The 14,384-nt window shown below is 66.0% G+C and carries 13 protein-coding genes; 4 read left to right on the top strand and 9 right to left on the bottom strand.

Features of this window, described 5'->3' with window-relative positions; genetic code table 11:
- Window positions 1–285 precede the first annotated feature (285 nt).
- Complete coding sequence (locus QP997_RS02360; protein ID WP_012359831.1) at window positions 286–924, top strand: 50S ribosomal protein L25/general stress protein Ctc; 639 nt, start codon at window positions 286–288, stop codon at window positions 922–924.
- 137 nt (window positions 925–1,061) lie between these two features.
- Window positions 1,062–1,709, top strand: a complete 648-nt coding sequence (pth, locus tag QP997_RS02355) for an aminoacyl-tRNA hydrolase (RefSeq protein WP_284846091.1) — start codon at window positions 1,062–1,064, stop codon at window positions 1,707–1,709.
- Window positions 1,710–1,798: 89 nt separating this feature from the next.
- Here the strand turns inward: pth and QP997_RS02350 are convergent, their stop codons facing one another.
- Window positions 1,799–3,286: a glyceraldehyde-3-phosphate dehydrogenase gene (locus QP997_RS02350; RefSeq protein WP_284846090.1), complete on the bottom strand. Its 1,488-nt coding sequence runs from the start codon at window positions 3,284–3,286 to the stop codon at window positions 1,799–1,801.
- A 149-nt stretch (window positions 3,287–3,435) separates the two neighbouring features.
- Window positions 3,436–4,410, bottom strand: a complete 975-nt coding sequence (locus tag QP997_RS02345) for a hypothetical protein (protein ID WP_284846089.1) — start codon at window positions 4,408–4,410, stop codon at window positions 3,436–3,438.
- A 90-nt stretch (window positions 4,411–4,500) separates the two neighbouring features.
- Here QP997_RS02345 and QP997_RS02340 point away from each other — a divergent pair, with 90 nt between their 5' ends.
- The gene (locus QP997_RS02340) at window positions 4,501–6,147 is read left to right on the top strand and encodes a peptide chain release factor 3 (RefSeq protein WP_284846088.1); all 1,647 of its coding nucleotides are present in this window, start codon (window positions 4,501–4,503) and stop codon (window positions 6,145–6,147) included.
- A gap of 109 nt (window positions 6,148–6,256) precedes the next feature.
- On the opposite strand, the gene QP997_RS02335 is transcribed toward QP997_RS02340, so the two are convergent.
- Window positions 6,257–6,922, bottom strand: coding sequence for a hypothetical protein (locus QP997_RS02335; protein ID WP_284846087.1), 666 nt, complete (start codon window positions 6,920–6,922; stop codon window positions 6,257–6,259).
- A 49-nt stretch (window positions 6,923–6,971) separates the two neighbouring features.
- A complete protein-coding gene (ppk2, locus tag QP997_RS02330) occupies window positions 6,972–7,847 on the bottom strand; it encodes a polyphosphate kinase 2 (protein ID WP_070758634.1) in 876 nt (291 codons plus the stop codon).
- Between the two features lie 311 nt (window positions 7,848–8,158).
- Between ppk2 and QP997_RS02325 the strand changes: the two genes are divergently transcribed.
- Complete coding sequence (locus QP997_RS02325) at window positions 8,159–8,845, top strand: TetR/AcrR family transcriptional regulator (RefSeq protein ID WP_070761820.1); 687 nt, start codon at window positions 8,159–8,161, stop codon at window positions 8,843–8,845.
- Between the two features lie 6 nt (window positions 8,846–8,851).
- On the opposite strand, the gene QP997_RS02320 is transcribed toward QP997_RS02325, so the two are convergent.
- The 5 genes from QP997_RS02320 to rsmA all read right to left on the bottom strand — a co-directional run bounded on the left by QP997_RS02320 (window position 8,852) and on the right by rsmA (window position 14,324).
- Complete coding sequence (locus QP997_RS02320) at window positions 8,852–9,937, bottom strand: 3-hydroxyisobutyryl-CoA hydrolase (protein ID WP_284846086.1); 1,086 nt, start codon at window positions 9,935–9,937, stop codon at window positions 8,852–8,854.
- Window positions 9,938–10,022: 85 nt separating this feature from the next.
- On the bottom strand, window positions 10,023–10,346 hold the full coding sequence (locus QP997_RS02315) for a putative quinol monooxygenase (RefSeq protein WP_070761819.1): 324 nt from the start codon (window positions 10,344–10,346) through the stop codon (window positions 10,023–10,025).
- 58 nt (window positions 10,347–10,404) lie between these two features.
- The gene (locus tag QP997_RS02310; protein ID WP_284846085.1) at window positions 10,405–12,249 is read right to left on the bottom strand and encodes an ABC-F family ATP-binding cassette domain-containing protein; all 1,845 of its coding nucleotides are present in this window, start codon (window positions 12,247–12,249) and stop codon (window positions 10,405–10,407) included.
- Window positions 12,250–12,306: 57 nt separating this feature from the next.
- Complete coding sequence (locus tag QP997_RS02305; RefSeq protein WP_284846084.1) at window positions 12,307–13,359, bottom strand: 4-(cytidine 5'-diphospho)-2-C-methyl-D-erythritol kinase; 1,053 nt, start codon at window positions 13,357–13,359, stop codon at window positions 12,307–12,309.
- Window positions 13,356–14,324 carry a 16S rRNA (adenine(1518)-N(6)/adenine(1519)-N(6))-dimethyltransferase RsmA gene (gene rsmA, locus QP997_RS02300; protein WP_284846083.1) on the bottom strand — a complete coding sequence of 323 codons (969 nt, stop codon included), beginning with the start codon at window positions 14,322–14,324 and terminating at the stop codon, window positions 13,356–13,358. Before rsmA ends, QP997_RS02305 begins: the two co-directional genes overlap by 4 nt.
- Between the last annotated feature and the right edge of the window lie 60 nt (window positions 14,325–14,384).

Genomic DNA, 14,384 nt, shown 5'->3' with positions numbered 1-14,384 from the left:
CAGCGCTGCGCCCCAAACAGGGGTTTGCCCACGTGGGCTGCCACCTTGTAAGATGTCGGTTGATCTCGGCGAGGGCTGGCTCTTAAACAAGCTGGCCGTTATCGGCGCGATGAACTACCCGGCCATGCGGCTTCCTTGTATTCGAGGGGCTTCACGTGGGCGGGGTGGACACCCGCCGCGAGAAACCGCGGCTTTTTTCTTTTCCGGTTAACGATCCCGGGCGAAGAGAAAAGCAGTGGCAACCGCAATATTTACACTTCAACTTCTTAACTCTAAGGAGCACTCATGGCTGAATTGACTCGTATCGAAGGCGTTCTGCGCACCGAGTTCGGTAAGGGCGCATCCCGTCGCCTGCGTCGCGACGGCCGGATCCCACTGGTTGTCTACGGCAACGAGCTGGACCCGGTCCACGTCCACGTCGACACCCTGGACCTGCACGCACTGGTCCGTAACGAGGGCGTCAACGCCGTGTTTGAGCTGAACATCGACGGCGAGGACAACCTGGTGATGGTCAAGGCCATCGACCAGAACGTCCTGACCCTGGACATCGACCACGCTGACCTGCTGAACGTCAAGCGCGGCGAGCGCGTCGAGGTCGAGGTTCCGGTCATCCACGAGGGCCTCCCGGCACCGGGCGCAATGGTTGTTCAGGACGTCGACGTCCTGCTGCTCGAGGTCGACGTCCTCGACATTCCGGAAGAGATCGTCCTGGACATCAACGGCCTGGAGATCGGCGAGCAGATCCTGGCGAAGGACGTCAAGATGCCGTCCAACGCTGTCCTGGTTTCCGACGCCGAGGAGCTCGTCATCAACATCGTCGAGCCGGAGGAGGAAGAGCTGCCTGAGGACGACGAGGCTGCTGCCGAGGGCGAGGACGCTGCTGCCGGCGAAGAGGCCGAGGCACCGGCAGAGTCCGAGGACTAATCCCCTCCCCTGCACGCCGGCCGCTGAACGCAAGTTCATGGCCGGGGTCGCAACTTTCACCCGCTGCGCCGGGCACGAGGTATGAACCATACCTTGCTCCCCAGCGCGGCGGGTCTTTCTATGGAAGGATTCCAACTGTGTGTGGAAAGCTGAAGAACTCCTCCCCCAAGAAGTCCCCGAAGGCTGCTGGCAGCGCGGATGCCCCGTGGCTCGTCGTTGGGCTCGGTAACCCGGGCGCCCAGTACGAGACCACGCGCCACAACATCGGCTACCTGGCGGTCGACGAGCTGCTGGACGACCTCACTCCCATGCCAGGCACGTTGAGTGCCCACAAGCGCACCAACTCGCTGATCTGCCAGACGAAGATTGACGGGCAGTCGGTGATCATCGCCCGGGCCCGCAGTTACATGAACCTCTCGGGCGGGGCGATCGGGGCTTTGGCGAAGTTCTTCAAGGTCCCGGCCGATCACGTGATCGTGATCCACGACGAGTTGGACCTCGACCCGGCAGCGGTGCGCATCAAGGTCGGTGGCGGCGAGAACGGCCACAACGGCCTGAAGTCCACCACCCAGGCGCTGGGCACCCGGGACTACGTACGCATCCGGATGGGCATCGGCCGGCCCCCGGGGCGCATGGACCCGGCGAGCTTCGTTCTCAAGCCCTTCAGCAAGCAGGAGCTCGAATGGCTGCCGCTATCCCTGGGGGATGCGGCAGACGCGGTGCGTCTCATCGTGAGCCGCGGGGTGGCCATCGCCCAGAATGAGATTCACGGGCGCAGCCGCTAACAGGCAACGTGAAAGGGCCCGCGACCAGTATCGGTCGCGGGCCCTTTAGCTCGCTTGTGGGGCCGCGCTGCCCGGCCCCGGGAACTCCCTTAGTTCAGGGTATCCAGTGCGGCGCGGGTGGGCACCACGGCGTGCTGGGCGCTGGCCAGCTGCTCGATAATGCGGACCACCTGGCAGGAGTAACCGAACTCGTTGTCGTACCAGACATAGAGCACGAGGTTCTTGCCGGCAGCGATCGTCGCACGGCCGTCGACGACACCAGCGTGGGTGGAGCCGACGAAGTCGGTGGAGACGACCTCCGGGGAGTCGATGTAGTCCACCTGCTGACGCAGCTCGGAGACGAGCGAGACATCGCGCAGGTAGTTGTTGACCTCGTCCTTGGTGACCTCGCGGGACATGCTGAGGTTCAGCACGGCCATGGAGACGTCCGGGGTCGGGACGCGGATGGCGTTACCGGTCAGCTTGCCCTCGAACTCCGGCAGGGCCTTGGAGACGGCCTTAGCGGCGCCGGTTTCGGTGAGCACCATGTTCAGGGTGGCGGCACGGCCGCGGCGCTCGCCCTTGTGGAAGTTGTCGATGAGGTTCTGGTCGTTGGTGAAGGCGTGGACGGTCTCGACGTGGCCGTGGTCCACACCCCACTTGTCGTTGACGACCTTCAGCACCGGGGTGATGCCGTTGGTGGTGCAGGACGCGGCGGAGAGGATGCGGTCGTCCTCGGAGTTCAAGTCGACGTCGTTGTGGTTGATGCCGAAGACGAGGTTCTTGATGTCCCCCTTGCCCGGCGCGGTGAGCAGCGCGCGTGCAACGCCCTTGGCCTGCAGGTGCTGGCCCAGACCCTCGCGGTCGCGCCACACGCCAGTGTTGTCGACGACGATGGCGTTATCGATACCGTACTGGGTGTAGTCGATCTCGGACGGCTTGTTGGCGTAGATGACCTGGATCGGGGTGCCGTTGGCCCAGATGACGTTGTTCTCCTCGTCGACCCAGATGGTGCCGTCGAAGCTGCCGTGGACGGAGTCGCGGCGCAGCAGGGAGGCACGCTTCTGCAGGTCGTCCTCGGAGTTCTTGCGGACGACGATGGCGCGCAGGCGCGGGCCGGCCTTCTCGGAGCCCTGGGCGAGCAGGATGCGGGCCAGGAGGCGGCCGATGCGGCCGAAGCCGTAGAGGACGACGTCGGTGGTCGGGGTGTCGCCGCGGATGCCGATGACGTCAGCGAACTGCTCCTTGAGGAACTCGTCGATGGCGGCGGCGTCCCCGAAGTCGCCCCCCTTGTCCTCAAAAGCGGTGGCCAGGGCGCCGAGGTCTGCGGCGACGGTGTTCAGGTCGAGCTCTGCGATGCGCTCGAGGATCGGCATGGTGTGCGCGATCGGCAGGTCGTTGTTGGTGATGCGACGTGCGAAGCGGTGCTGCTTCAGAATGTCGGTCTCCGCAACGTTGATGAGCTGGCGACCGAAGATGGACGTCACGACGTTCTTTTCGCGGCGGAGCTGCCCGAGCAGCGGGATCATCTTTTCCGCCAGGGCGACGCGCTCGTTCCAATCAGCTTGCTGCTTGTCGATGGACGCAGAAGCGGACATGAGACCTCCAAAAATTAAAGGGGTAAAGATTAACCACCCTAAACCCTAATTGTCTTGGGGTTGAAAGTGGGATTCCACCCCTAGTGTTGCCCCTTTTTTCTCCCACTACCGCCCTCAGTCCGGACTGGGCAGCCCCGCCCTTCGGCGCGTTAGGAGCGTGGCTTTTCCGCCGCCTTCTGGCGCAGCTTCAGCAGCGTTAGCGCAGGCCAGAGGATATCTACGGCGAAAACAATGGCGGCGCACACCCAGCCCGCGGCCCGCAGGGAGCCCAGCTTTCCCGCGTAGTCCGCGAGCCCAGGGACCGCCGGTGTGATCACGCCCACGTTCACCACGATGAGGGCGATGAGCATCAGCAGTGCGATCCCCCGCTGCAGCCTCGCCATGCGCACAATGAGCTCCGGGCCACGTCGCTGACCTGGTGCCGAGGGGTTGTAGAAGCTCAGCCAGTAGGAGGCAACGAAGGCCACCAGCGCCAGCAGCGCCGCGCAGAACGGGGTGCGGTAGACCTGCCAGAGTTCCCGCCCACTGTGCACGTCGGTGTTCCACCAGAGCACCACTCCGGTGGCGACGACCACGCCGTAAGCGAGGATAAACAACCAGCCCGCGGACTTCGGGTACACCAGCTGGTCGAAGGAGCGGGGCACGGTGCCGGGTTGCTGCTGATAGTGGGCGTATTGCTTGCGGGCGGATTCGGAGGCCGACGCCGTGTCCGTGAAGTCCGCGTTCTCGTCGCCGATCTCCCACCACCGAGACAGCCGGCGCTCCTGCCGGATAGCGCGGCGGCCCTTGGCCCAGAACCACAATCCTGCGCAGATCTGAACCACGGGCAGCACCGCGCAGCCCCACAGCACCAGGCGGTGGGTCTCCTGCCCCAGCGCCACCAGCACCGCGATGGTAAACAGCAGCAGCACTCGCGTGTTGGCCTTCTTGAAGTCAGACTTCGCGGCCAAGACAACGGGATTGAGGCGCTTGATTCGGGGGATGCGCACCCCCAGCATCCTGTCCTCCGAGGAAAGCACCAGCATGGAGCGCAGGGTCGCCCAGATCAGGATCATCAGCACGATTCCAAGCACAGCGGGCACGACCGTATCGATCGTGACGTACTGGGGGTCAGTGCTGGACATGGTGTGAAAGTTTAGCCGACCGGCCCCGCCCCCTGCCCAGCGGCTGGAGGGATTCGGGCTGGGGCTTGTGGGGCGCTACCCTGGGTACTCATGAACGCCCACGCTGCTGCTGAAGCCACCCGACGCCGTACCTTCGCCGTCATCGCCCACCCGGACGCCGGTAAGTCCACCCTCACCGAGGCGCTGGCGCTGCACGCCCACGTCATTCAGGAGGCCGGCGCGGTGCACGGCAAGGCTGGACGCAAGTCCACCGTCTCCGACTGGATGGAGATGGAGAAGGACCGCGGCATCTCGATCGGTTCCTCGGCACTGCAGTTCGACTACGCACCGGAGGGGCACGAGGGCGAGCCCTACGTCATCAACCTGGTGGATACTCCGGGCCACGCGGACTTCTCGGAGGACACCTACCGCGTGCTCTCCGCCGTGGATGCCGCGGTGATGCTCGTCGACGGCGGTAAGGGCCTGGAGCCGCAGACCCTGAAGCTGTTCCGGGTGTGTAAGGCCCGTGGGCTGCCCATCGTCACGGTGATTAACAAGTGGGACCGGGTAGGCCGGGACGCCTTGGACCTGGTGGAGGAGATCGTCAGCGAGATCGATCTGCAGCCCACTCCACTGTTCTGGCCTGTCGGTGAGGCCGGGGACTTCCGGGGACTCGCCCGCATCGACGAAGACGGCAACGCGGAGGAGTACATCCACTTCACCCGCACCGCCGGTGGTTCCACGATCGCCCCGGAGGAGCACTACACCCCGGATGAAGCCGCCGACCGCGAGGGGGATGTGTGGGAGACGGCCGTCGAGGAGGCCGAGCTGCTGGCCGCCGACGGAGCGCTGCACGATCAGGAGCTCTTCCTGCAGTGCATGACCTCGCCGGTGATCTTCGCCTCCGCGATGCTGAACTTCGGCGTGCACCAGATCCTGGACACCCTGTGCGCGCTCGCCCCATCCCCCGCCGGCCGGGCATCCGACGAGAAGGCGCTGGCCGCTCAGTCCGGCGCCTCCGCCGCGGTACAGGAGTTCCGCGATACCGGAGATGACTTCTCCGGCGTGGTGTTCAAGGTGCAGGCCGGCATGGACGCCCACCACCGCGACCGCCTGGCGTTCATGCGGATCATTTCCGGCGAGTTTGAGCGCGGCATGCAGGTCACCCACGCCCAGTCGGGCCGCAGCTTCTCCTCCAAGCACGCGCTGACGATGTTTGGCCGGACCCGCGAGACGGTGGAGACCGCCTATCCGGGCGACATCATCGGCCTGGTCAACGCGGGCGCGCTGGCGCCGGGCGACACGATCTACACCGGCAAGAAGGTGCAGTTCCCACCGATGCCGCAGTTCGCCCCGGAGCACTTCCAGACGCTGCGCGCGAAGTCCCTGGGCAAGTACAAGCAGTTCCGCAAGGCGCTGGAGCAGCTGGAGTCCGAGGGCGTTGTTCAGATTTTGCGCAACGACCTGCGCGGCGACGCCGCCCCGGTGATGGCCGCGGTGGGCCCGATGCAATTCGAGGTGATGCAGGGGCGCATGGCCGCGGAGTACAACGTGGAGACCGTCACCGAACCGGTGCCGTATTCGGTGGCCCGCCGCACCGACGAGGCCTCCGCCCCGCAGCTGGGGCGCCAGCGTGGCGTGGAGATCTTCACCCGCGGCGACGGCGAACTGATCGCCCTGTTCGGCGATAAGTGGAAGCTGGCCTTCATCGAGAAGGAGTTCCCGGATCTGACGCTGGAGACGCTGGTCGCCGACTAGCCCCGCCCTGGTGGGCGTGGGCGCGACAGCAATCCCGCCGCCCAGCCGGAACCACCAACGGCCCCGCTGCTTTTTGCAGCGGGGCCGTTGACGTCCTCAAAGAAAAAATCTAGAGCAGCAGCGAGGCGCCGAAGAGGATGAGAACCGCCGCGACCAGGTAGCCGGCGGCCTTGGCCATCGCGGCTTTGCGCTCCCGCATGGCTGCCATCGCCGAGCCGAAGACACCGTTCGGATAAGCACGCACGAGGCCCACAAACACGGCGCTCGCAGCGGGCAGACTGAGCGCCAGGCTGGCGTAGAAAAACAGCCCAACGTAGCGCAAGATCGCGGAATAGTCCCCGGCCGAAAGGTAGGCCAGGCCGGTGAAGAAAGGCGCCGAGGTCGCGGATTGGATCACGCCGAGCAGGAAGCCCAGGCCGAAAGTCGCGGCGGATGGGGTGGTCAACGGCCCCACCATCCGGTTGAGCAGCTGGGACTGCTCAGCACCCGGCTTGCTGCGCAGCGTGAGCACGAGGGTGAGCACACCGATAGCGATGAGGACGATCGCGAAGACCGGGGAGTCAAGCGCACGGGTCACCGCGTCGCCGAGCCCGTCGAAGGCCAGCATGGTCACCACGGAGAGAACAAGCACGCCGAGCCAGTCTCCGCCCACCACGAGCGTGGCGATACGCCGATAGGGCGCGGCGGGTGGCAGCATCACGCCGAGGGCAACGATGACTCCGATGAGCAGCGCGTTGAGCGAATCAACCAGCGCGAAGGAAACGGCATGCAGCATGACGCCCTAGGCTACTCGCACTTCGCCCCCACTACCCCATCGGCGGGTTTTAGGACTTCTTGGAGTCCTTGCCCTTGGGCTCCTCATCGACCTCGAGCTTGGCGGCGTAATCCGGCACGTAGCGGAACTCTTCGCGCGGCGGGCGCTGGTAGTTGGATTCGGAGACCGGACGCTCCGGGATCTCCGGCAGCTCGCGCTCAATGTGGTGGTAAGGGATGGAATCCAGCAGGTGAGCAATGACGTTCACGCGGGAGCGCTTCTTGTCCTCGCTCTCCACCGTGTACCACGGGGCCGATGGGATGTCCGTGTGGACGAACATGGCGTCCTTGGCGCGGGAGTAGTCCTCCCAGCGGGTGATCGACTGCAGGTCCATCGGGGAGAGCTTCCAGCGGCGCAGCGGATCCTCGAGGCGGGAGGTGAAGCGTGCGTACTGCTCCTCATCGGAGACGGAGAACCAGTACTTGCGCAGGATGATGCCGTCCTCCACGAGCAGGCGCTCGAAGATCGGGGCCTGGTGCAGGAAACGGCGGTACTCATCGGTGGTGCAGAAGCCCATGACGCGCTCCACACCGGCGCGGTTGTACCAGGAACGGTCGAAGATCACGATCTCGCCAGCGGTGGGCAGCTTTTCGACGTAGCGCTGGAAGTACCACTGGCCCTTCTCGCGTTCAGTCGGCGCTGGCAACGCCTCGACGCGGCAGGAGCGCGGGTTGAGGTACTGGGTAATGCGCTTGATAGCCGAGCCCTTACCGGCGGCGTCACGGCCTTCCATGACGATGACGACGCGGGCGCCGGTCTCGACGACCCACTGCTGCATCTCGACGAGCTCAGCCTGCAGGCGCTTGAGCTCCTTTTCATAAGCCTTCTTCTTCAGCTTCTTCGGGTGAGGATTGTGCGGGCCCTGAAAGGCGATGGCGTTATTCATAGTTAATAGAATACTGGGAACACGCTGACAACGCGCATCCGCAGGAGCCTGCGGGCCGTGATTTTGAACACCCTTTTTTGCGACGCCTGCCGACCGGATAGCCGACCGTCGCACTCACCGCCCCGCCACCCCTCGACCCCCCCATCACAGAGGGGCAGCCGATGAATATTTGCCTATTCCATAGCACAGCTACATATTCAGCTATAATTGATGAACAGAATTTCACGTAGTTTTGTGCCAAATTGGGAATAATCCCCATTAAGTTTGCCCCGCACGTGAGGGCAAAAAGATAGTCATTTAGGTGGTTCGAGTTGAGCAAAACCCAGAACAACTCACGCACTCCCCTCGGCGGAGGCTCGGAGGACCAGCACCCGTTGGTCATCGAGGGAGCTGCGAAGAAGCTACGTACCCTGCGGGACCGGAAGAAGGCCGATACCCGTGATGCGCTCGCCCGCGCGGCGGCCGAGCTCATGCTCGAGGAGGGGTCCGACGGCGCCAGCATCCGGGCGATCACCCGGCGCGCCCGGGTCTCCTCCCGCACCTTCCATAACTACTTCCCCAACCGCGACGCGGCGTTCCTGTACTTCATCGAGACCTACGTCCGCCAGATCGCTGAGTGGATCGACCGGACCCAACCGGGGCTGACCCCGGTGCAGCTGCTGCGCCAGATCACCCACGAGATCATGACCTCGGGCGAGAACCCGCTGCCCGCGATCAACCTCGCGTCCTCCCTCGGTGAGCACATGACGGTGCAGATGGACCGCGAGGGCACGGGCGTGCTGCTCGAGATCTTCGGCAGCCTCACCCACGCGGTACACCGCTACTGCGATGGCGCGCTCAGCCTCGTGGAGATCCACCTGCTGATCAACTCGGTGACGGCGATGGTCAACGCGGCCACCGAGATCGCCAATAACCCTGGCTACGCCGGTGAAGAGGTGCTCGAGGACATCCTCGACACCGGCTTCGACCGCCTGGAGCGTGGTTTCGGCGCCAACTAAGCCGGGTTAAGACTCCAGCATCTCCCGCCACACGGCTGGGTCCACGTCGGCGGCAGCCGCGGGCTCGAAGTGGGGAGACTGATCCTTATCCACCAGCACTGCCCGGATACCCTCCGGGAAATTGGGCTCGCGCCGCAGGGCAGCTCCCACCGCAAACTCGTTGCGCAGCGCGGTGGCCAGATCCGTGTGGCGAGCGTGCCGCATGATCTCGGTGATCGCCACCAGGCTGGTCGGGTTGGCGTTCTTCACCGCCGCGCGAACATCTGCGAGGAACTTCTCCCCCGCCTCGTCCGGGGCGCTGGCTGCAGCGAGCGCCTGTTCGATCTCCAGCCAGGACTCCCCACCGAAGATTTCGCTGATCAGCTGCGCATTCGCGATGAGCGTAGATGGCTCACCCGCCACGCTGTCGGCGAGCGCCGTGGCCGGTTCCTGAGCATCCTCCCGCAGCGCGCGGGCCAGCCCCTTCGCCCCCACCGCATCGCCAAAGGCCTGCGGATCGGGCGCGAAGTGCGTTGCCAGCCCAGTGGCCAGCAGGTCGGCGCTATTCATCCGCCACCCGGTGGTTCCGAGGAACACGACCAGCGCCCCGGCCTCCGGGAGCTGCTCCGCGTACCCCTCCGGGGGCGTGAGGTTGTTCAGGCGGTGGGTCATGCCGACGTCCGGAACGAAAGCGATGGCCGCCTCCGGCATCGCAGCCAGCACCTTGGGCCCGGCGACGCGGTGGGAGCCGTGAGCAGAGATCCCGAAGCCACCGCCCATCACCACGCCCTGCCAGACAGCGACGATAGGCTTCGGGTAAGTGGCCAGGCGACGATTCAGCCCGTACTCCTCCTCGAAGAACTCGTCACCGGACTGGTGGAAACCGGCGGCGTCGTCTTCAGCCACGGACCGGACGTCGCCCCCGGCACAGAACGCCCGCTCGCTGCTGGAACGGATGAGGATCTGCTCGACGGCGGCGTCGTCCAACCAACCGTCCACCGCCTCGCGGATCCCCGTGATCATCTCCTGATTGAGGGAGTTCAGCGCCTTCGGACGGTCGAGTTCGATGATTCCCGTCCGGCCTTCAACCACTGTGGAAATAAACTGCGTCACGATACCCACCCTTTATTGATCGTTTCTTCGCTAGATATACCTGTGGCGACGGGCCGGGGTGCCCGGCGCGCCGCCACAGAAATTGTTAGTCGACCTGGAACTCCGCCATGCGGTCCCACTCGGTCTTCCCCGGGATCAGCGTGTTGATGATCTGCGGGGTCTCCTTGAGGATCGTCGGGAAGAGCTCCGTGGCCTTCTTAAAGTGCTCGGAGTTCACGTGTGCCTCCGCAGCGTCGTCCTCGAAGGCCTCGATGAGGATGTACTCGCTCGGGTCGTCCGTGTTGCGGAACCAGTCGAACCACAGGCAACCCGGCTCCTTGCGGGTGGCCTCGGTGAACTCCGCGACGTGCTCGCGGAAGTTCTCGACGTGCTCGTCCAGGGGCTTGAATCGAACGTTAATGAGAATCATGCTCCCATGCTAGCCATGCAGCCGCGACCCTCGCCAGGTTTTTATTTTCCGCACCCGGCTAGGCGTTTTCGCGGCGCTCCGCGGCCTCCAGCCACTCCATCTCGAGCTCCTCGTGCTCATCCTTGGCCGCTTGCAGCGTCTCGTTGAGCTCGGCGAGTTTCTCGTGGTCCATGGCCTCGGCGGCCGCGGCCATCTCCTCCTCGAGCCCCGCGATCTTCTCGGCCAGCTTCGCCATCTTCCGCTCCGCGGCGTTCATCTGCTTGCGCAGCTCGCGGTCCTCCTGCGCGCTCAGGCCGCTGGTTTCCTTCTTTTCTGTCTTCTCGACGTCGCCGCCCTGGACTCCCAGGTTCATGGAGTTTTCATCCGTGCCTAAAGCCTTGGCCTGCTCGGCGCGCAGCGTGAGGTACTGCTCGATCCCGCCGGGGAGGTTTGTCAGCTCCCCGTCGCCGAAGAGCGCCCAGGTGGAGTCGCAGAGCCTTTCGATGAGGTAGCGGTCGTGGGAGATGACCACGAGGGTGCCGGCCCAGTTGTCCAGCAGCGTCTCCAGTTCCTGGAGGGTGTCGATGTCCAGGTCGTTGGTGGGCTCGTCGAGCAGCAGCACGTTGGGTTCGCTCATGAGCACGCGGGTCAGCTGCAGGCGGCGGCGCTCGCCACCCGAGAGGTCCTTGACCGGGGTGCGCTGCCGCTTCGGGCTGAAGCCCAGCCGCTCGGCCAGCTGGGAGGCGGAGATCTCCTTGTCCCCGATCGTCACGTAGCTGGCCACGTCCGTGACGGTGTCCAGCAGTCGGCGCTCCGGGTCCAGGTCGTCGAGCTCCTGGCGGAGCCAACCGATGCGCACGGTCTTGCCCTCGATGCGCTTGCCTGAGTCCAGCGGGTAGTCGCCTGCCAGGGTGCGCAGCAGGGTGGTCTTGCCGGAGCCGTTGACGCCCACCAGACCGATGCGCTCGCCGGGTCCCAGACGCCAGGTGAGGTGTTCGATGAGGCGCCGGCCGTCCGGCGTGCTGATGCTGGCGTCCTCCAGGTCGATGACCTTTTTGCCCTGGCGGCGGACGGCGAAGCTCATCAGCTCCACGCTGTCGCGCAGCGGCGGGACGTCCGCGATGATGGCCTCGGCGGCCTCGATGCGGTAGCGCGGCTTGGAGGTGCGGGCGGGTGCCCCGCGGCGCAGCCAGGCGAGCTCACGGCGGGCGAGGTTCTGGCGGCGCTGCTCGGCGGCGTTGGCCTGGCGGGTGCGCTCGGCGCGGGCGAATGTCCAGTCGTTGTAGCCGCCCTCGTAGACGTCCACCTTCCCGTCGTGGACCTCCCAGGTGTAGGTGGCAACGGTGTCGAGGAACCAACGGTCGTGGGTAACGACGAGCAGCGCGGTGTTGCGGGACAGAATATGCTCGGCCAGCCACTGCACGCCCTCGACGTCGAGGTGGTTAGTAGGCTCGTCGAGGATGAGCAGGTCGAGGTCCTGGACGAGTGCGGCGGCCAAGCCGGTGCGGCGGCGCTCGCCACCGGAGAGCTGGGAAACCGGGGTGTCGAGCCCGAGCTCCACGATGCCCAGGCCATGCAGCACGCGGCGTACCTTCGGCTGGGAGGCCCACTCGTAGGTCTCCATTCCCAGCGGGTCGAGGACGGCCTGCCCCACCGTCAGGCCCTTCTTCTCCGGGTCGGTGAGGCACTCCCGGAGGACGTCCTGGGTGACCATCGCCAGGCGCAGGTCGTTGTTGTGGGATACCCGCCCCGCGTCGGCGGGGACCTGCTTGGAAATCACCTTCAGGAGGGTGGACTTGCCGCCACCGTTGAGGCCCACGACGCCGATGCGGTCGCCCTCGTTAACTCCGAGGCTGACCTTGTCCAGCAGGGTTTTCAGGCCATAGGACTTCTCGACGTTTTCCAGGTTGATGAGGTTCACCACGGTGGGTTTTCGCTCTCCTTTAATTTCTTCGGTGCTGTTTTTCTTGTGTTTTCCAGGCTAGCTGCGGACCACGCGCGCCCCCGGCGCGGGCGAACTAGTCACGACGGTGGCGCTGGCCTTGCCCGCCACGGACACGGCGGTGGCGACCTCCACGGCGCTGGCCTCGTCCTCGCACAGCATGGCGATGGATGGTCCGGAGCCGGAAACGATGGCAGCGAGCGCGCCCGCCTCCTTGGCCACCGCCAGCGTTTGCCGCAGGCTGGGCAGCAGGCTAATCGCGGGCGCCTGCAGGTCGTTGACCAGCAGCGGGGCGAGCTGATGGGGGTCGCCGGTGACCAGCGCGCGCATCAGCTCCTCGGTCCCCTGGGCGCGGACGTCCGGCCGGTTGCCGGTGCGCGCGACCTCCCGCTGGCGGTCCAGCTGCGCGAAGACCTCCGGGGTGGACAGCCCGCGCTTATCGGTGGCGATCGCCCAGTGATACGGCCCCTGGGACATAATGCTGATCAGCTCGTCCCCGCGAGCCGTGCCGAGAGCGGTGCCGCCGAGCACGCAGAAGGGCACGTCGGCGCCCAAGGTCGCGGCGAGTGCCAACAGCTCCGATTGGCTGGGCGGCACGGCCTTGCGCGGGGTGGGATGTGGCAGGGGCTGGCGGCCGAAATAGAACTCCACGGCGGCGACGAGGGCGGCTGCGGCGTCCGCGGAGCCACCGGCCATCCCGCCAGCCACGGGCACGTTCTTATCGATGTGGATGCTCACCGACGGCGCGCGGGTCGCCGGGTCCGCAGCTGGGTCCTCCAGCAGGCCGGCGCGCTCGCACCACAGGTCGCGGACGAGCTCGACGGCCCGCCAGGCGAGGTTGCTGGGGTCGCACGGCACGAGGTGGGCATCCGGTCCCGCGACCGTGAGCTCGGGTTCCTCTCCTCGCGGAACCGCGGTGAGGGTCACGGTCTCTGTGAGGCTCACGGACTGGAAGATGGTTTCCAGCTCGTGGTAGCCATCCGGCCGGACGTCGCCGACCCCCAGGTGGAGGTTGATCTTGCCGTGCGCGGTGGCGGCCACGCTGATGCGCGGGGTGTCCCCGCGCTCGTCACCGGTTCGCTGAGTGCTCACTGCCCCTCCTTGCTCACGAGGCTGGCCAGGGCAAGCGCCACGAATTCCTCGGCGCCAAGCTTCTCCCCGCGCTGCTTCGGGTCGATGCCCGCTGCACGCAGGACCTCCTCGGCCTGCTGGCCGCCGCCGAAGTGTCCGGAGAGGGCGGCGCGAAGGGTCTTGCGCCGCTGTAGGAAGGCCGCGTCGGCCAGGGCGAAGGTCTCCCGGCGCACGGCTTCCTCTGCGAATCCGGAGGCGGCGACCGCCTCGGCCCATGGGGCGGCCGACTTGTCCCCCACACCCCAGCGGTCGATTCGCACCAACCCGGAGTCCACCTTTGGGGCGGGCCAAAAGACGTTCTTGCCGATCGTCGCGGCGCGGAAGGTGTCGCCGTAGTAGCGGGCCTTCACGCTGGGCACTCCGTAAATCTTGCTGCCCGGCTTGGCGGCCAGCCGGTCCGCGACCTCCAGCTGAACCATCACGAGCACCCTACTGATCGTGGGGAACTGCTCCAGCAGGTGCAGCAGTACCGGGACGGAGACGTTATAGGGCAGGTTCGCCACCAGCGCGGTGGGCTCCGCCAGCCCCTGCTCCGCCCAGTCCGCGGCGGTCACCTGGAGGGCGTCGCGGAGGATGAGGTGGAGCTTATCGGCGACCGGAGCGGCCTGCTCGGCGACGGTGCGCGGCAGACGTCCTGCCAGCAGCGGGTCGATCTCGACGGCGGTGACCTCCCCCACCGCGCCCAGCAGCGCCAACGTCAGGGAGCCCAACCCAGGGCCAACCTCGATCACGTGGTCCTGCGGGCCGACATCCGCGGCGTGCAGGATCTTGCGGACCGTGTTGGGGTCGTGGACGAAGTTCTGGCCGAGCTTCTTGGTGGGGTTGACCCCCAGCTCCTCGGCGAGCTGGCGGATCTCCACCGGCCCGAGCAGCGATACTCCCCCGTCTAGCGCCGGGGCGTCCTGGGCACGCACGTCATCATTCACGCCTTCGAATATAAACGACCGGCAGCGTAGCGGGCGAAAATGCTTCCCCGCTACGGCTGC

The organism is Corynebacterium sp. MSK039 (assembly GCF_030232315.1).
Taxonomy (GTDB): Bacteria; Actinomycetota; Actinomycetes; order Mycobacteriales; family Mycobacteriaceae; genus Corynebacterium.
This window is presented reverse-complemented; position numbering and strand designations above follow the sequence as displayed.